The organism is Martinezella hainanensis (assembly GCF_900094555.1).
GTDB lineage: Bacteria > Pseudomonadota > Alphaproteobacteria > Rhizobiales > Rhizobiaceae > Rhizobium > Rhizobium hainanense.
In genome coordinates, this window is the sequence record NZ_FMAC01000005.1 from 222,332 (window position 1) to 239,803 (window position 17,472).

Genomic DNA, 17,472 nt, shown 5'->3' on the forward strand with positions numbered 1-17,472 from the left:
TGCCACGGGCAGCGAAACTGGAACGGAAGGTGAGATAGACATGGATACAAGACTTCTCGATGAAGATGCCGTGATGCAGATCTGCTTCGTCACCGACGATGTGGTGAAGTCGGCGCAATGGTTCTCCGATCTGACGGGCAAACCCGTGCCCAAGGAGGGCAGGGCTGCGGAGCCTGACATGGCGCAGGCGATTTACGACGGCAAGCCTGCCGCCGTCGGCTGCCGCATCATGATGTTCAAGTTCGGAAATATCGATGTGGAATTCCTGCAGCCGGGACCGGAGAAAAGCGCCTGGCGCGACCTGCTGGAAGAGAAAGGGCCGGGCTGCCATCATATCGCGTTCCGCACCCGCAATCTGACGAAGCGCAACGCATTTCTCGAGGACAAAGGCCATCGGCTCCTGCAGCGCGGTGAATTCGACGGCGGTCACGGCCGCTATGCCTATTATGACACCGTCAAGGACCTCGGCGTCATGGTCGAGCTGCTTGAGTTCGACAAGGACAAGGAGCCGCAAGGCTGATGTCTGCCGGCCCTTCCCGACGATGGGCCGGTCATCTTCGATGTTCCCCCCGCCGAGAGCAGATCCATGGCTTATCCGATTGCGTATCAACTTTATTCGTCCAGGAATTTCCCGCCGCTTCACGCGCAGTTTCCCCTGCTGAAATCCCTGGGTTATGACGCGATCGAGCCGTGGTTGCCGGCCTATGAAAGCGATCCCGGGCTGTTTCGGCGCCAGATCGACGATGCCGGCCTTGCCTGCTTCGGATTTCACATGCCGCTGAAGGGCCTGGTTGCCGAGCCGGATCGCTTCATCGAGATCGCGCAGACGCTCGGCGCGACCTACATGATCCCGCCCTTTGTGTCGAAGGAGGAGCGGGTGGATACCGCCAATTTTTGGAAGAGGATCGGCGAGCGGCTTGCACAGGGCGCCGAACGCGCGGCGCGGCATGGCCTGAAGGTCGCCTGGCATAATCACGATTTCGAATATGTCCCGCTCGCAGACGGCTCAAGGCCGATCGATCACATTCTCGGTGTCGGTGACAAGGTGTTGTTCGAGATCGATTGCGGCTGGATCACGCGCGCCGGTGCCGATCCCGCCAAGGAATTGGAGCGCTACGCGGATCGCATTATCGCCATTCAGACCAAGGACACGGCGCCTCTTGGAACAACGGTCGATGACGGCTGGGTCGCAACCGGCGACGGCATCATCGATTGGGCGGCGCTGGTTCCGCACTTCCGTAAGACCCGGGCGGATCACATCGTCACGGAGCACGACAATCCCTCCGATTGGCGGCGCTTTGCCAGGCGATCGATCGACCACATCCGCTCACTCGGCTTGTAGGGGCGGCAAGGTGAAGATCGTCGACGTCAAGTGTGCCGTTATCGGCTCGAGCCCCGTTATCCGCATCGTCACCGATGCCGGCATCGACGGTTATGCCCAGGCGGAAACCTGGAAGCCGTTCCTCAAACCCTACATTCTCGCGTTCCGGGATGCGCTCATTGGTCTCGATCCCACTGATGTCGAGCGGGTGATGCTGCGCATCCGGCAGCGAGGCGGCTTCAAGCCCTGGGGAGCGGTCGTCAGCATCATCGAGATGGCACTCTGGGACATTGCCGGCAAGGCGGCGGGCGTGCCGGTCTACAAGCTTCTGGGTGGTAAGGTGCGCGATCGGGTTCGCGTCTATAATGGTGCGGTCCGCGAGCCGATGACTGGCTTTGCGCCCGAAGATTATGCCTGGAGCTGCCGTGCAATGAGGGCGGCAGGCGAGGGCTTCACCATCGTCAAGCAGCCGATCGGCTTTCACAGCCGCATGCGTGTCGAGGTGCCGGATTTCTTCTATGGCGATCCGGAAGCCGGCGGGATGCACGGCGCCCATGACCGCGGCCTGCTCACCGAGCGCGGGCTAAAGCACATGGTCGCCTGCGTCGCTGCTATGAAGGAGGAGCTGGGTGACGAGATCGGTCTGGCGCTCGATTGCGGTCCCGGCTGGACGGTGCCCGATGCGATCCGGTTCGCAAGAGCGGTCGAGCCGTTCAATCTCGTCTGGCTCGAAGACATGCTGACTGGCGATTATTCGCCCTTCGTCAATGCGGACGTCTATCGCGATCTGACCTTGTCGACCTCAACCCCGATCCACACCGGCGAGCAGATCTATCTCAGGCAGAATTTCAAGCCGCTGATCGAAAGCAAGGCGGTCAATATTATCGGGCCTGACCCTTGCGACGTCGGCGGTATCGCCGAACTCAAATGGATCGCCGAGTATGCCGATCTGCACGGTATTCTGATGGCCCCGCATGGGACGGCCAACGGTTTGCTGGGACTTGCCGCCCTGGTCCAGGTCTGCGCGGCACTTCCGCACAATTACGTCGCCTTTGAATATACCGTCGGCGATCCGCCCTGGTGGTACGATATCGTGGATGGATTGCCGAAGCCCTTGGTCGTAGACGGTCACATAATGGTTTGGGATGCTCCTGGCCTCGGGGTGACACTGAATGCGGAAAAGGCGAGGCCCTATCTGACAGAAGAAGATCATGTGTTTTTTGATTGAACTTCTTTGGAGCGGCGGCAGATCGATATCGATCGCAAGGCGCGTCTCGGCCGCGTGACTGAATGCAAGATGGGCGGCTGTCCGATCGATGGTAGCGGGAGAAGCGGGCTTTCTCGACAACCGATCTGCGAGAGCAATGAATAGCCTCCTTGCGGCGGTGTGTCTTGCAATGCCCTGTTCCAGCTCCGGTAGGACAATGCATCCCATTCGAGCCGCCATTTGGCGCCTGTGACATTTGTTGCGGCGCGCCCGCACGCCAGGAATGTAGAAAGAGATTTTCCAATTCCGGCGCCTTCAGAGATCACTGTTTCTTTTAATCTACTATTTTTATGGACAATATTCGCATTATCGAAAACGCATGCGATCTCCGGAAGGGAAGAGATGAGTGCGCCCAAACTCGTCGGCATTGCCGGCAGCTTCAACAGGCCGTCGAAGACCTACGCGCTGGTCCAGACCGTCGCGGATCTGGCAAGCGATCGATATGGCTTCGCAAGCAAGGTTTATGATCTGCATGATGTTGGTCCGTCCCTCGGCGCTACCCAGTGGCGCAAAGATCTCGATGACCAGGCGAAAGGCGTGATCGACGATATCGTCTCTGCGGATGCGCTGATTATCGGTTCGCCAACCTTCAAGGGATCCTATCCCGGGCTGTTCAAGCATCTGATCGATCTCATCGATCCGCACGAACTGCGTGCCAAGCCGATCATCATCACCGCGACCGGCGGCGGAGACAGGCATGCGCTGATGGTGGAACATCAGTTGCGGCCGCTCTTCGGTTTCTTCATGGCTCATACCCTGCCAACCGCAGTCTATGCATCGGATCGTGATTTTACCGATTACAAGGTCGCTTCGGAACCGCTCGCCAACCGGATCAATGAAGTCGTCGGCGAGCTCTCAGCTTTCTTCCCGCATTCGGTAAGGGTGCTCGCCGCGGCCGAATGATAGGCTGATGGACAAATTGCATCCCGCCGCCTCGGATTTATCAACCAAATGGAGGGTTACATGAAATGGAATGTCATTAGCCGCCTGAAGACGATTTTCGCCGGGCGTGCGTTGCGAGATGCGAACGGACCCATCCAGCCCGTTGATCGGCCCGGGTCCGCCGAGCGAGAGCTTTCAGCGCGCGACTACGAGATCTACTATTGGTGCACGTCCCCCGCGCCCTGGTATTGAGGGGATGCGCTTTTGGTTTCCTGTCGCAAGCTTTGCATTCGGTCGCTTTTTCTCGTGAGGCTTACATGACCAGAGTACTGATTGTGCCTGGCCTTTTCGGCTCGGGCGAGGGACATTGGCAGCGCTATTGGCTGCAGGATCATCACGACGTTCGGCTCGTCGAGCAGGACGACTGGGACTTTCCCAATCTCAGTAGCTGGATGGAAAAATTGGAAGCCGCACTGGAAGAGGCCGGTGAGGCCTATATCGTCGCCCACAGTCTGGGCTGCGTGCTGACGGCGAGGTTGGCTGGCCGCGAGGCTGCGCGAAAGGTCAAAGGTGCGCTGCTTGTTGCGCCCTGCGATATTCCGGTGACGGAAGCCCTGCATTCCGGGCATCTGTCTTTCGGCACCATGCCGACGGAAGCCTTACCTTTCCCCAGCATGACGGTCGGGAGTTTGAACGACATTTATATGAGCCTCGACAGGCTCGGCATGTTCGGACGGCTCTGGAATTCGGATGTTCGCAATATCGGTCTTGCCGGACATATCAACGTAGCGAGCGGTTTCGGGCGCTGGGCAAGCGGCTACGGTTTTCTCGAAATGCTGAAGACACGCGGCAGGCATCGTAGGCCGCAAGGGTTTTCAGCGGCAATTGCGGCGCCTATTTAAAAGAAGGCTTTTCATATCGGACATTCGACGCCATTCTGCGGCGGATTTTTTCTCGTCCCTTGGGCGCCATTTCAAGCGTGCGTCGGGGCAGATTGTTTGGAGGTAAGACAATGAGTTTGCGCATCAACGATATCGCCCCGGATTTCACGGCAGAGACGACGCAGGGCGAGGTTCAGTTCCACGATTGGATCGGTGACGGCTGGGCCGTTCTTTTCTCGCATCCGAAGAATTTCACGCCCGTCTGCACGACCGAGCTTGGCGCGATGGCTGGCCTCGAAGGTGAGTTCCGCAAGCGTGGTGTCAAGATCATCGGCATCTCCGTCGATCCGGTCGAAAGTCACGGCCGCTGGAAGAACGATATCAAGACCGCAACCGGCTTCGATGTCGATTATCCGCTGATCGGCGACAAGGACCTGAAGGTCGCCAAGCTTTATGACATGCTGCCGGCCGGCGCCGGTGACAGCTCCGAGGGTCGCACGCCCGCCGACAATGCCACGGTTCGCTCGGTCTTCGTCATCGGCCCGGACAAGAAGATCAAGCTGATCCTCACCTATCCGATGACGACGGGCCGCAACTTCGGCGAAATCCTGCGTGCGATTGACTCGATCCAACTGACATCGAAGCATCAGGTGGCAACGCCGGCCAACTGGCAGCAGGGCGAAGATGTCATCATCACCGCCGCCGTTTCCAACGAAGACGCCATCACCCGCTTCGGCTCGTTCGATACGGTATTGCCCTATCTGCGCAAGACCCGGCAGCCATCAGCCTGATCGGCGTCACGATTAAAATTTCCAACGGATGCGATGCGGCCTAGACGGCCGCATCGCTTTTTCACAAGCTGACACTCTCGCGCAGAAAATCCAGTAAGGCGCGCACGCGGGCAGGCAGGGGGCCGCCCTGGCCGATATAGACGGCGTGAAACTCCTCGGTATCGCCAGGATTGAGGTCTTCCAGCACCGGCTGCAGCCGGCCGGCCGCGATATCCGATCTGACGGTGAAGGCGGCAAGGCGGGCAATGCCTGCGCCTTCGATCGCAAGATGACGCATGGCTTCGCCGTCGCCCACCTGCAGACTACGTGCAGCGGGGATCGTCGCAACCTCGCCATCAACGAGCAACGGCCAGCCTTCGATCGCCCTGGAATAGCTAAAGCCGATGCGGCAATGTTTTGTCAGCTCGGCCGCGGAGCGCGGCGTCCCATGTCTGCGTAGATAATCTGGCGATGCGACGATGATATTTCGCGCCACCCCGAGCTTGCGGGCCGTGAGGCTGGAACTTTTCAGTGGCCCGGCTCGGATCGCGACATCGGCGCGCTCTTCCATCAAGTCGACGACGCGATCGGTGTGGAAGATCTCCAGCGAAACATTGGAATGCAGCGCCATGAAGCCGGGAACAAGCGGAGCGAGCGCATGGTTGCCGAAGGAGCCGCTGGTATTGATGCGAATATGCCCGGCAACCTGCTCTCCCGCAGAAGCATGGCGCTCGGCTTCGGCGATATCGGCAAGGATGGCAACGCTGCGCTCGAAGAAGGAGCAGCCTTCGGGCGTGAGCTGCAGCCGCCTTGTCGAGCGATGGATGAGGCGCGTGCCGAGGCGCTTTTCCAGCCTGGTGACGAGCTTGCTGACGGCAGACGGCGTCATACGGCAGGCGATGGCGGCGGCGGTGAAGCCGCCGAGCTCTACGGCGCGCACGAAGACTTCCATTTCACCGGAACGATTGATCTCTTGACGGCTCATGATGAATTCAAATCATAAATCAGTTTCTTTCTGGCAATCTATATCATCTTGATGGAAGGATCTATCTCTTGAGAAAACATCAGGAGACAGATGATGGACTACAGAAATCTTGGCGCTTCCGGCCTGCGTGTTCCCGTTCTCAGTTTCGGCGCCGGCACCTTTGCCGGCAGTGGCCCTCTATTCAGCGCGTGGGGCTCGACGGATGCGGCCGAAGCGGGGCGTCTGGTCGATATCTGCCTGGAAGCGGGCGTCAATCTTTTCGACACTGCCGATGTCTATTCGGCCGGTGCGTCGGAGGAGGTGCTCGGCGAGGCGATCCGGGGCCGGCGCGATGCCGTTCTGATCTCGACAAAGACCGCCCTTCCGATGGGCGAAGGACCCGCCGATTGGGGGAGCTCGCGCTCACGGTTGATCAAGTCGGTCGATGCGGCCTTGCGTCGCCTCGGCACCGATTACATCGATCTGTTACAGTTGCATGCCTTCGACGCCTCGACCCCGATCGAGGAAACGCTCTCCACGCTGGATAGCCTCGTGCGAGCGGGAAAGATCCGGTATGTCGGCGCCTCTAACTTCTCCGGTTGGGAGTTGATGAAATCGCTTGCCGTGTCCCAGAAGCATTCCTATGTGCGCCATGTCGCCCATCAGGTTTATTATTCGCTTGCAGGCCGTGACTATGAATGGGAGCTGATGCCCCTTGGCAGCGATCAGAATGTCGGTGCGCTGGTCTGGAGCCCGCTGGCCTGGGGCAGGCTGACAGGAAAGATCCGCCGCGGCCAGCCTTTGCCGGAGACAAGCCGGCTGCACGAAACCGCATCCTTCGGCCCGCCCGTCGATGACGAGAAGCTGTTCGATATTGTCGATGTCCTGGACGAGATCGCCGGTGAAACCGGAAAAAGCGTGCCACAGATCGCCATCAACTGGTTGCTAAGCCGGCCGACGGTTTCAAGCGTCATCATCGGTGCGCGCAATGAAGAGCAGTTGCGCCAAAATCTCGGTGCGGTCGGTTGGACGCTTTCCAGGGAGCAGATCGAAAGGCTGGACAAGGTGAGCGCGGTGACGGCCCCCTATCCCTATTTCCCCTATCGGCGACAGGAGGGTTTTGCGAGGCTTAATCCGCCGCTGATTTGACGAATGGATGATATGGCGGCGGCGGAGCAATTTTGGCTCCGCCGCCGAATGCTTCTTAGCGGCCACCTTCGATCTTGCGGTGGCGCTGGTTCCGTCCGCTTTCGCCATAGGGATAGGCGGCAGGCTGTGGCGCGCTGATCTCGTTGAGCCTACCCATCTCTGCCTCCGACAGCGCCAGCTTGGCGGCACCCAGATTGTCGGCAAGCTGCTCGGATGTGCGGGCGCCGAGAATGACCGATGTTACGGCCGGACGCGCCGCCGTCCAGGCAAGGGCCACCTGCGCCATGCTGACGCCGCGTGCCTTGGCGATCTCCTCCACGGTTTCGATGATCGCCCAGGTCCGCTCCTGGGCGTTGCGCGCGGCATAGGCTTCGCTGCCGCGATTGGGGTTTTCGCCGAGCCGTGTGGCGCCGGTTGGCGTCTCGTCGCGCTTGTATTTGCCGGTCAGCCAGCCGCCGCCGAGCGGCGACCAGGGCAGCAGGCCCATGCCGGCATCGAGGCAGGCATCGACGATCTCGAGCTCGATATCGCGCACGAGCAGATTATATTGCGGCTGCAGGGTCACCGGCCGCGTATAGCCCCGCGCCTTGGCGATCTCGGCCGCCTTGGCGATGTGCCAGCCGACATAGTTGGAAAAGCCGTAGTAGCCGATCTTGCCGGCGCGCACGGCGTCATCGAGGAAGCGCAGCGTCTCCTCGATCGGCGTCAGGGCGTCCCAGGCGTGCATCTGGTAGAGATCGATATGATCGATGCCGAGACGACGCAGCGAGTCGTCCAGGGCCTGCCCCAGGTGCCGTCGCGAAAGGCCGATGTCATTTGGACCGTTGCCCATCGGGAAGCGGCCCTTGGTGGCGACGACGGCCTGGCGAGCCTCGGTCGGACGCGCCTTCAGCCAGCGGCCGATGATCTCTTCCGACTTGCCGGCACTGTAGACATCGGCGGTGTCGATGAAGTTGCCGCCCCATGCGAAGTAATCGTCAAGAAGCTTGTGCGACGCGGCCTCACTCGCTTCCGCGCCGAATGTCATGGTGCCAAGGCAATAGGCCGTGACAACGGCCCCGCTTGGGCCGAGCTTGCGATAATCCATTCCTGCCTCCTCTGAACGGAGCGCTGGTTCCCGATCGGCAAAGCTCTCGGGAGAGCTGCAGGCTCCGTGATCCATAGCAATGTGGTGCTTGAGACGGCCTCCACCGTCGATGGGATTCGACGCTCGGCGTTTTACCACCTTGGCCGCAAAGAGAGCATAGCCAATCATCCCATGATTACCAAGCGTATTCATTGCCTGGGCGGCCTGGCTTGCGTAAAATTCTTCGTGATGATTCCTACTTCGCCAAATGTCTTCCTTCATGGATGAAACGCCGACAAGCCGCATGCTCTCCTGGGCACGCAACTCCACGATTTATCGTCTCGAACGTCGCATGATGACCGAGAGGCAATTGTCCGATGCGATCGCCAAGAAGGCGAAACAGAAGTTCGAAGATATCAGCGAGGTGCAGATCAAGGCGCTTGCCGATTTCGCGGTTAAATTCGCCTATGAGCTGAAAGTGCTCGACGATGTCGCCTTCGCTGAAATCAGCACGCGCTCGGCGGTCCGTTCCGGAAAATCGAAGAAAGCCATCGCCTTCAAGCTCGCATCCAAGGGCATTAGCGGCGAGACTGTCGTTGCGGCAGTGGAGGAGGTCGACGATCTCCATTCTGCCGTGATTTTTGCCAGGAAACGCGGCTTCGGTCCTTTTCGGCGCGGCGATCTCGACGAGAAGCGCAAGGCAAAAGAATTATCTGCCTTCGCCCGCAATGGTTTCAGCTTCGCCATCGGCAAGAGGGTCTTCGAGATGGAGAGAGAAGATGCAGAGGACATGCTGGCCTCGAGTTCGGTATTCTGACGCCATCTGCTCATTGAAATAGTCGCTACCTCTGGCTAGCTTCGCCGCACCTGAAGTGGTGGTCATGGGGATATTCGTGAAAGCAGACATTCGATTACTCGCAGCGGCGACGTGTATTGCCTCTTTGCCGATGGCCGCCCATGCCGACCGGCAGGCGGTCGAGACGACCAAGACTTACACGATCACCGGAACATCGGGGCGTGAGCTTTACGATTCCATCGGTGAGCGCGGCCCGTTGCTCGGACCCAAGGTGAGAGCGATTGCGCATACCGATTTCAAGCTGACATGGACGCGCAAATACGCGCTACAGCCGGATGGTGCCTGCGCGATCACGGTCAATATACCGAAACTGATCATCACCTACACATTGCCGAAGCCCTCCGCCCAGTTGCCGGCGTCGACCCGCAAAAGCTGGCAGAAATTCATCGCCGGGGTCGAGGCGCATGAGCGGGTGCATGGTGGTTTCATCAAGGACATGGTCAAGGAGATAGAGGCGATGAGCGTCGGCTTCTCCGTGCCCGACGACCCGAAATGCAGCAAGATCCGTATCGAGCTGACGAAGCGGCTCGGCGAGATTTCCAATAAAGAGCGGCGTCGCAACAGCGATTTCGACAAGGTCGAATTCAGCGATGGTGGCAATCTCCAGCAGCTCGTTTTGAAACTGGTCAAGGAAGAATAGTGCCAACGAGCGCAGCCGGCCGAATGCTTCCGGTTGCGCTCGCTTGAAAGTGGATCAGCGGCCCTTTTGTTTCCGCCATTCCGCGAATTTAAGTTTCGGCGCATCGCTGGTCGCGGGATAGAGGCCGATGATGGTCGCGCCGTTCATGACTTCCTCGGTGACGAAGTCCTCGTAGGCCGTCATTTCCACGGTCTCAGTGGCAATCTCATCGGCGAGATGGGCAGGGATGACGATGACGCCTTCATTGTCGCCGACGAGCACGTCACCAGGGAAAACCGCCACATCGCCGCAGCCGATCGGGCCATTGATTTCGATCGCCTGATGCAGGGTCAGGTTCGTCGGGGCGGACGGGCGGTGATGGTAGGAGGGGATGTCGAGGGCGGCGATTTCGGGGCTGTCGCGGAAACCACCGTCAGTGACGACACCGGCCACGCCGCGTACCTGCAGGCGCGAGACAAGAATGGAGCCGGCCGATGCAGCACGCGCATCCTTGCGGCTGTCCATGACGAGCACGAAGCCGGGCGGGCATTGCTCGACGGCGGCGCGCTGCGGATGTTCGGGGTTGCGGAAGACTTCCAGCGTGTTCAGGTCTTCTCGCGCCGGAATATAGCGAAGCGTGAAGGCCTGGCCGACCATGTTTGCCTTCTTCGGCGAAAGCGGCCGCACATCCTGAATGAACTGGTTGCGCAGGCCCCGCCGGAAAAGTGCGGTGGCGATCGTCGGTGTTGCCACACCCATCAGCTTGTCGCGCGTCTCGCTGCTCAGCACATAATTGCTCATGCGATATATCCTCTATGATCAATAGATGTCGGGTTCGCCCGGCGTCGGGCCGAAGTTGTTTTCCAGGAAGTCGAAATCGCAGCCGGTATCGGCCTGGGCGACATGGCGCGAGAACATCCAGCCGTAGCCGCGACCGAATTTTTCCGCCGGCTTGACCCAGGCGTCGCGCCGACGCTGCAATTCATCCTCGTCGACAAGCATGTCGATGCGCCGCGCCTCAAGATCGAGGCGGATGATGTCGCCGTTGCGCAAGAGCGCCAGCGGGCCGCCGACATGCGATTCCGGCGAGACGTGGAGAATGCAGGCGCCATAGCTCGTACCGCTCATGCGGGCATCGGACAGACGCAGCATATCCCTGTGCCCCTTCTTCAGCAGCGCCTTCGGGATCGGCAGCATGCCCCATTCGGGCATGCCGGGACCGCCCTGTGGGCCGGCGCCGCGCAGGACCATGACGTGGTCGGGCGTGATGTCGAGATCCTCATCGTCGACCGCGGCCTTCATCTCCGGATAGCTGTCGAAGACGAGCGCCGGTCCCTGATGCTTGTGAAAGCGCGGATCGCAGGCGGCCGGCTTGATGACAGCACCCGTCGGCGCAAGGTTGCCCTTCAGTACAGCAAGCGACCCCTCGTGATACACTGGATTGTCGAGCGAGCGGATGACATCGTCATTGTAGCATTTCGCACCTTCCAACGTTTCGCCAAGGGTGAAGCCGGAGACCGTAAGCGCCGAGAGATCGAGCTTGGAAGACAGCTTCGCCATCAGGGCGCGCAGGCCGCCAGCGTAATAGAAATCCTCCATCAGATAGGTCTTGCCTGTGGGCCTGATATTGGCGAGCACCGGCGTCGTGCGCCCGGCCTGATCAAGATCATCGAGCGAGAGATTTGTGCCGGCGCGTCGTGCCATCGCGATCAGATGCACGACGGCGTTGGTGGAACAGCCGGTTGCCATCGCGACGGCGACGGCATTTTTAACAGCGGCCTGCGTGACGATCTTCGAGGGGACGAGATCCTCCCAGACCATCTCGACGATCCGGCGGCCGACGGCCGAGGACATGCGAATATGATTGGCATCAGGCGCCGGGATCGAGCTCGCGCCGGGCAGCGTCAGCCCCAGTGCTTCCGCAATCGCCGTCATCGTGCTCGCCGTGCCCATGGTCATACAGTGACCGTAAGAGCGGGCGATGCCGGCCTCGACATCGACCCATTCCTTCTCCGAAATGGTGCCGGCGCGGCGTTCGTCCCAGAATTTCCAGGCATCCGATCCTGAGCCGAGATATTCGCCACGATAATTACCGCGTAGCATCGGGCCGGCAGGCAGATAGATCATCGGCAGCCCCATGGAGAGCGCGCCCATGACGAGGCCTGGCGTGGTCTTGTCGCAGCCGCCCATCAGGACCGCACCGTCGACCGGGTGCGAACGCAACAGCTCCTCCGCTTCCATCGCCAGCATGTTGCGATAGAGCATGGTCGTCGGCTTCACATAGCTTTCCGACAGCGACAGCGCAGGCAGCTCCAGGGGAAAGCCACCCGCCTGTAGGATGCCGCGCTTCACGTCCTCGACGCGATGCTTGAAATGGGCATGGCAAGGATTGGCGTCCGACCAGGTGTTCAAGATGGCGATGACCGGCTTGTCTGTCCATTCTTCGGGCGCGTAGCCCATCTGCATGGTGCGCGAGCGATGCCCCGAGCTTCTAAGGTCGTCGGGGGCAAACCATCTGGCACTGCGTAAGTCCTGGGGCTTCTTCCTGCTGTTCATTGTATTTGCGCCTTGTATTCGAATATTGGTCGAAGGGATAAATCCGTGCGCCTGCTCATTCCTTCATGCCCCATTTTAGCAGGGTGCGGCGCTCGATCGTCTGGAAAACCAGGTTTTCGACAATAAGCCCGATGACGATCACAGTCAGCAGGCCGGCAAAGACCGAGGGGATGTCGAGAAGATTGCGGTTTTCGAAGATGAACCAGCCGAGACCGCCCTGGCCGGAGGAGACGCCAAAGACGAGCTCGGCGGCGATCAGCGTGCGCCAGGAGAAGGCCCAGCCGATCTTCAGGCCCGTGAGGATCGACGGGAAGGCTGCGGGGATCAGGATGCGGAAGACATAAGACAGCCCCGTCAGCCCATAGTTGGCGCCGACCATGCGCAAGGTGCGCGAGACGCCGAGAAAGCCCGCATGTGTGTTGAGCGCAACAGCCCAGAGGACGGAATGTATGAGCACGAAGACGAGGCTTGCAGGTCCCAGCCCGAACCAGATGAGGGCGAGCGGCAGCAGCGAGATCGCCGGCAGCGGATTGAACATTGCCGTCATGGTTTCGAGAAAATCGGTGCCGATGCGGGTGTTGATCGCAACGACTGTCAGGACGGCGGCGAGCACCGTTCCCGAGATGTAGCCGGTCACCAATATCTTCAGTGTGGTCCAGATGCGGGCCGGCAGCACACCGTCGGCGAAACGGTCGTAAAGCGCCGTCAGCGTGTCGCTGAGCGTCGGAAACAGCAGCGGATTGTCGAGATGCCGGGCATAGGCTTCCCAGATGACGGCGAGGACGACGATCAGCAATGACTTGCGGAACAGGCCCGACTGCCAGAGCAGTTCCATCGCGCCGAGCTTCTGCTCGACGGCTGCGATATGGCCGGCGGTGTCCGTGGCCTGCGGTGCAAGGATGATCTGCGGTGCGCTCATGGCTTACTCCCTGTGACCCTGCTCGGCAAACAGCATGTGATGGATCTCCTGCTCCAGTTTGGCGGCGGCAGCGGGATCGTCGCGAACGGTTTCCACATCGCGCACTTCGGCCTTGACGCGGCCGGGATGCGGCGACAGCAGCAGGATGCGATTGGAGATCTTGATTGCCTCGGCGATCGAATGCGTCACGAAGATGACGGTAAAGCGGGTATCTTCCCAGAGCTGCAGGAGTTCATCCTGCATTTGCCGGCGGGTTAGGGCATCAAGTGCGGCAAAGGGCTCGTCCATCAAGAGGATATCGGGCTGCATCGCCATGCCGCGGGCAATGGCAACGCGCTGTTTCATGCCGCCCGACAGCATGTGGGGATAGGTATCGACCGCGCGGGTGAGCTTCACCTTCTCGATATAGTCGCGGGCAATGGCCTCCGCTTCGCTGCGCGGCAGACGGCGAGCGGTCGTCAGCGGAAACATGACGTTTTCCAGCACCGTCTTCCAGGGCAACAACTGGTCGAATTCCTGGAAGACCATCATGCGGTCGGCGCCGGGTTTCCTGACCGGTTGCCCCTTGATCTCGATCCGGCCCGTCACCGGCGTCATATATCCGCCGATGGCCTTCAGCAGGGTCGACTTTCCGCAGCCCGAGGGGCCGAGGAGGACGAAGCGGTCCGACTGGTCAACGGAGAAGCTGACGTTTTCCGTTGCGGTGATCAGCAGGTTCGGCGTCTTGTAGCGAAGCGTTACCTTGTCGACATTCAAGAGCGGCTTTGTGGTCATTGTTTCCGTGTTCGGCGTATCGGCCGCGAGTTTTGCCTGAAGCATGAGCCTTCTCCGAGAAATGGCTTGAAGGCGGCATTCGCGCCGCCCGCAGGCGTCAGTTGCCATTAAGATCGGCTGCTTCCGGCAAGTAATAGTCGGTCCAGGCCTTGGGCATCGTCTTCAACGTGCCGATCTTGTAGAGATGGGCCGCAAACTTCATGGTTCCCTGCGGATCCATGCGGAACTCCATCATGTGCGGCTCGTTGAGGATGGCCAACAGGTCCTCGACGCTGGTCTTGTCACCGCTGACGGTCTTATAAGCTTCCACGGCCGCTTTCGGATCCTTCTTGATGAAGTCGATGGCTTCGGCGGTCGCCTCGCGCACGGCCTTGATGATGGTCGGGTTGGCGCTCGCAAATTGCGTCGTGGTGAAGAAAGTGCCCTGGGTCAACTCGCCGCCGATGATGTCGCGGGAATCGACGACCTTGTGAACGCCCTGCTGTTTCAGTTCTAGATACTGGAAGGGTGGGGCGGAGAAGTGGTTCTTGACCTCATGGGTCTGGTTGGCAAGCGCTGCCATCGCGTCGGGGTGGCCGAGCTGCACCGTATTGGCATCGAACTTGTGCACCTGGTCGTCGCCATACATTTGCGCGGCGGCCATCTGCAGCAGAATGGCTTGCGTCGAGACGCCGACGGTCGGCACGGCGATCTTGTCGCCCGGCTGAATGTCCTTCAGCGACTGAATGCGCGGATCGCGCGAGACCATGATGACCGGCTGAGCCGAATTGGTGACGATGCCCTTGACCTTGCCCCTGGTACGGTCCCAAAGCAGCAGGAGATTGCCGGTGCCGGTATTGACGATGTCGACATTGCCCGACAGCAGGGCATCGGTCTGGGCGCCACCGCCGCTGAAGGTACGCCATTCCACCTTGACGCCTTGCAGGCCATCCGCCGCCGCATGCTTCTCGATCAGCTTCTGTGTCTCCATCACATGGCTGGCGAGATAAAGAATGCCCGGCTGACGCGTGATCGAAATCTCCGTCTTTTCGGCCGCGCCAGCTGAAAAGGTGCCTGCGATCACCATGCCGACCGCGGTCAGACAGCGAATAAATCCTCTCATTTGCTCCTCCCGATTGATCCAACCCTTGAGAAATGAAGTTGGCTTACGCCAACTAAAGCACTAATGTATCAGTGCATCAAGCCCCGAATTGTGCTTAATGAGCAGATGCTCTCGATCAGAAAGGCCGCCAGTGAAGCTCAACCCGAAAGAATTCGCCCTCGATCGCTCCCGCCAAGTTGGGCCTCAGATCCTGGAGATACTGCGATCGCGCATTCTTTCGATGAGCCTGCCGCCGACGACGGTCTTGTCGCGGATCTCACTGCAGAGCGAATTCAATGTCAGCCAGACCCCCGTGCGCGATGCCCTGATCCGGCTTGAGGAGGAGGGATTGGTGGAGGTCTATCCGCAATATGCGACGGTTGTTGCGAGGATCGATATCCGCAACGCAACGGAGGCGCATTTCCTGCGATTGTCGATCGAGCTGGAGGCCGTTCGCCGGCTGGCTGCCGAGTCGCCTGCAGAAACGGCAGCAATCCTCGAAGGCATCCTGGCTCGTCAGAAGCACGTGGTGTCGCAGGAAACCTACGATCTCTTCGACGTGCTCGACAAGGATTTCCATCGCGTTCTTTATGAGCGGGCGGGCATTCTCGGCCTGTGGTCGACGGTCCGGCGCCAGAGCGTGCATCTCGACCGGCTGCGCATGCTCAACCTGCCCATGCCGGGCAAGCTCGAGCAGATCATTATCGACCATCAAGCCGTGGTCGATGCCGTGCGCTCAGCCGACGCGGAGGCCGCCGTAGCTGCCTTGCGCCGGCACCTGTCAGGCACCTTGTCGATCGTCGATCTCATTTGCGAACAATATCCGGATTATGTGAGCCGCTAGACCCGAATGTGATCGGATTGGCTGTGGTGCCGGCGAAGGGGCGATGTCGCCGTCAATCGTTAAGCAAGAGACGCCCTGGCTGGGCGTCAAAACGCATCGAACACATCATGACAGCGATAGTCTGCGGGTGTATATTTCCACTATACTACTCACGGAGGTGATGTTGGAAGCGCCCAATAGCCTTGTCATTGATCTCCTGGTTTTCCTGAAAGCTGGTCCTCGACCTTATCACGAGGTCATGGATGCATGGCGGACCAGTTGTCCCCGATTGCCCATATGGGAGGATGCGGTGGATCTTGGTCTTGTTGAGCGAGAGCAAGGCTTGGTCGTCCTCACCGAAGCGGGCAGGAAGCTGCTGCCATCGTAAAAGATTGCAATTTCCATTGATCAAGCCAGATAGGCTTCGCCCGAGTGTGGCGTCATTTCTTCGGTAACGTCGTGCTGCGGCCTTGATTGGACAGGGGCATTTCAGCTCTTCGCGCAGTCTTGAGATGTGGAGCAAGTACTTGCGTGCATTGGCTTGCGCCTCGCTTCATGCGACAAGCTTCGTAAGCAAACAGATCATGGAGTTCGCTTGACCATCGGGCTTGCGCATGCCGAGCTGATCGCGGTTCTGACGGCTGTTACGGGCAGCGATCCAAGGGTGATGACGGTGCGGTCGGGTGATGCCCTGCCGTCCGGCCCGTTCGAGCTCGGGCACCGCACGCTGCAAAGCGGATTGCGCGAATGGGTTCAGGATCAGACCGCCCATCCTGTCGGCTATCTGGAGCAGCTCTATACCTTTGCCGATCGCGATCGAAACAACGAAATCCTCGGCGGCCGCACGATTTCCATCAGCTATCTGGGGCTCGTGCGCGAGCAGGCTGCACCCGGCGGTGGCATGCCGGGCTGGCATGGCTGGTACGAATATCTTCCCTGGGAGGATCATCGCGATGGCCGCCCGGCGATTCTCGATGATATAGCCGCTCGTCTCGCGCCATGGATCGAGGAGGATGCGATGCGCAGCGGCCAGCGCCGCCGTCGCGCCGATTTCGATTTCGGGCTGAATGGGGCGGCATGGAACGAGGATCTCGTCCTGCAGCGCTATGAATTGCTTTATGAGGCGCGTCTCGTCGCCGAGGCGGGCTGTGACCTCAGGCACAATTTCGGCAAGTCGATGTTTGCCGATCACCGCCGCATCCTTGCGACTGGCATGGCGCGGCTCAGGGCCAAGATCAAATATCGCCCCGTCGTCTTCGAACTCATGCCGGAAAATTTTACGCTGCTGCAATTGCAGAAAACCGTCGAGGCGTTGGCCGGCTTGACGTTGCATAAGCAGAATTTCCGCCGGCTGATCGAACAGCAGGAACTGGTCGAGGAAACCGGCGGCACCGAAAGCGAAACCGGCGGTCGCCCTGCAAAGCTCTTCCGCTTCCGCCGCGCCGTCCTCGAAGAACGCGAATTCGCTGGAACGAAATTACCGCTCTCCCGCAATTGACATATGCTCAACACGAGAATATCTATTTGCGCATGATATACTCAAA

At 59.9% G+C, this 17,472-nt stretch carries 19 protein-coding genes; 12 read left to right on the top strand and 7 right to left on the bottom strand.

What is annotated here, in order from left to right:
- The first annotated feature begins 40 nt into the window (after positions 1-40).
- The 7 genes from GA0061100_RS17635 to GA0061100_RS17665 all read left to right on the top strand — a co-directional run bounded on the left by GA0061100_RS17635 (position 41) and on the right by GA0061100_RS17665 (position 5,142).
- The gene (locus tag GA0061100_RS17635) at positions 41-520 is read left to right on the top strand and encodes a VOC family protein (protein ID WP_075854317.1); all 480 of its coding nucleotides are present in this window, start codon (positions 41-43) and stop codon (positions 518-520) included.
- Positions 521-586: 66 nt separating this feature from the next.
- Complete coding sequence (locus GA0061100_RS17640) at positions 587-1,342, top strand: sugar phosphate isomerase/epimerase family protein (RefSeq protein WP_075854012.1); 756 nt, start codon at positions 587-589, stop codon at positions 1,340-1,342.
- Positions 1,343-1,352: 10 nt separating this feature from the next.
- The gene (locus GA0061100_RS17645; protein ID WP_075854013.1) at positions 1,353-2,549 is read left to right on the top strand and encodes a mandelate racemase/muconate lactonizing enzyme family protein; all 1,197 of its coding nucleotides are present in this window, start codon (positions 1,353-1,355) and stop codon (positions 2,547-2,549) included.
- Between the two features lie 381 nt (positions 2,550-2,930).
- Positions 2,931-3,491 carry an FMN reductase gene (gene msuE, locus GA0061100_RS17650; protein WP_075854014.1) on the top strand — a complete coding sequence of 187 codons (561 nt, stop codon included), beginning with the start codon at positions 2,931-2,933 and terminating at the stop codon, positions 3,489-3,491.
- Between the two features lie 60 nt (positions 3,492-3,551).
- Positions 3,552-3,722, top strand: coding sequence for a hypothetical protein (locus GA0061100_RS34700; protein ID WP_159444794.1), 171 nt, complete (start codon positions 3,552-3,554; stop codon positions 3,720-3,722).
- Between the two features lie 65 nt (positions 3,723-3,787).
- A complete protein-coding gene (locus GA0061100_RS17660) occupies positions 3,788-4,372 on the top strand; it encodes an RBBP9/YdeN family alpha/beta hydrolase (protein WP_075854016.1) in 585 nt (194 codons plus the stop codon).
- Positions 4,373-4,482: 110 nt separating this feature from the next.
- Positions 4,483-5,142 (top strand): peroxiredoxin, encoded by a 660-nt coding sequence (locus GA0061100_RS17665; protein WP_075854017.1) that lies wholly within the window; start codon positions 4,483-4,485, stop codon positions 5,140-5,142.
- 61 nt (positions 5,143-5,203) lie between these two features.
- On the opposite strand, the gene GA0061100_RS17670 is transcribed toward GA0061100_RS17665, so the two are convergent.
- Positions 5,204-6,106 carry a LysR family transcriptional regulator gene (locus tag GA0061100_RS17670; RefSeq protein WP_075854018.1) on the bottom strand — a complete coding sequence of 301 codons (903 nt, stop codon included), beginning with the start codon at positions 6,104-6,106 and terminating at the stop codon, positions 5,204-5,206.
- A gap of 93 nt (positions 6,107-6,199) precedes the next feature.
- Here GA0061100_RS17670 and GA0061100_RS17675 point away from each other — a divergent pair, with 93 nt between their 5' ends.
- Positions 6,200-7,234 (top strand): aldo/keto reductase, encoded by a 1,035-nt coding sequence (locus GA0061100_RS17675; protein ID WP_075854019.1) that lies wholly within the window; start codon positions 6,200-6,202, stop codon positions 7,232-7,234.
- Between the two features lie 55 nt (positions 7,235-7,289).
- Here the strand turns inward: GA0061100_RS17675 and GA0061100_RS17680 are convergent, their stop codons facing one another.
- Positions 7,290-8,321: an aldo/keto reductase gene (locus tag GA0061100_RS17680; RefSeq protein ID WP_075854318.1), complete on the bottom strand. Its 1,032-nt coding sequence runs from the start codon at positions 8,319-8,321 to the stop codon at positions 7,290-7,292.
- A 259-nt stretch (positions 8,322-8,580) separates the two neighbouring features.
- Between GA0061100_RS17680 and recX the strand changes: the two genes are divergently transcribed.
- Both recX and GA0061100_RS17690 read left to right on the top strand, forming a co-directional pair.
- Positions 8,581-9,117: a recombination regulator RecX gene (recX, locus tag GA0061100_RS17685; RefSeq protein ID WP_075854020.1), complete on the top strand. Its 537-nt coding sequence runs from the start codon at positions 8,581-8,583 to the stop codon at positions 9,115-9,117.
- 64 nt (positions 9,118-9,181) lie between these two features.
- Positions 9,182-9,796, top strand: coding sequence for a DUF922 domain-containing Zn-dependent protease (locus GA0061100_RS17690; RefSeq protein ID WP_075854021.1), 615 nt, complete (start codon positions 9,182-9,184; stop codon positions 9,794-9,796).
- A gap of 54 nt (positions 9,797-9,850) precedes the next feature.
- Here GA0061100_RS17690 and GA0061100_RS17695 read toward each other — a convergent pair whose 3' ends face one another.
- The 5 genes from GA0061100_RS17695 to GA0061100_RS17715 are packed head-to-tail and all read right to left on the bottom strand — an operon-like array spanning position 9,851 to position 15,126.
- On the bottom strand, positions 9,851-10,576 hold the full coding sequence (locus GA0061100_RS17695; RefSeq protein WP_075854022.1) for a ribonuclease activity regulator RraA: 726 nt from the start codon (positions 10,574-10,576) through the stop codon (positions 9,851-9,853).
- Between the two features lie 18 nt (positions 10,577-10,594).
- Positions 10,595-12,331: an L-arabinonate dehydratase gene (gene araD / locus GA0061100_RS17700; RefSeq protein WP_075854023.1), complete on the bottom strand. Its 1,737-nt coding sequence runs from the start codon at positions 12,329-12,331 to the stop codon at positions 10,595-10,597.
- Positions 12,332-12,386: 55 nt separating this feature from the next.
- Positions 12,387-13,250 carry an ABC transporter permease gene (locus GA0061100_RS17705; protein WP_075854024.1) on the bottom strand — a complete coding sequence of 288 codons (864 nt, stop codon included), beginning with the start codon at positions 13,248-13,250 and terminating at the stop codon, positions 12,387-12,389.
- Positions 13,251-13,253: 3 nt separating this feature from the next.
- Positions 13,254-14,069 carry an ABC transporter ATP-binding protein gene (locus tag GA0061100_RS17710; protein WP_075854025.1) on the bottom strand — a complete coding sequence of 272 codons (816 nt, stop codon included), beginning with the start codon at positions 14,067-14,069 and terminating at the stop codon, positions 13,254-13,256.
- A 52-nt stretch (positions 14,070-14,121) separates the two neighbouring features.
- Complete coding sequence (locus tag GA0061100_RS17715; protein WP_075854026.1) at positions 14,122-15,126, bottom strand: ABC transporter substrate-binding protein; 1,005 nt, start codon at positions 15,124-15,126, stop codon at positions 14,122-14,124.
- Positions 15,127-15,256: 130 nt separating this feature from the next.
- On the opposite strand from GA0061100_RS17715, the gene GA0061100_RS17720 reads away from it, so the two are divergent.
- Together GA0061100_RS17720 and GA0061100_RS17730 are read left to right on the top strand one after the other, a co-directional pair.
- A complete protein-coding gene (locus GA0061100_RS17720; protein ID WP_075854027.1) occupies positions 15,257-15,949 on the top strand; it encodes a GntR family transcriptional regulator in 693 nt (230 codons plus the stop codon).
- Between the two features lie 574 nt (positions 15,950-16,523).
- The gene (locus tag GA0061100_RS17730; RefSeq protein WP_075854028.1) at positions 16,524-17,426 is read left to right on the top strand and encodes an NUDIX hydrolase; all 903 of its coding nucleotides are present in this window, start codon (positions 16,524-16,526) and stop codon (positions 17,424-17,426) included.
- Positions 17,427-17,472: the final 46 nt, after the last annotated feature.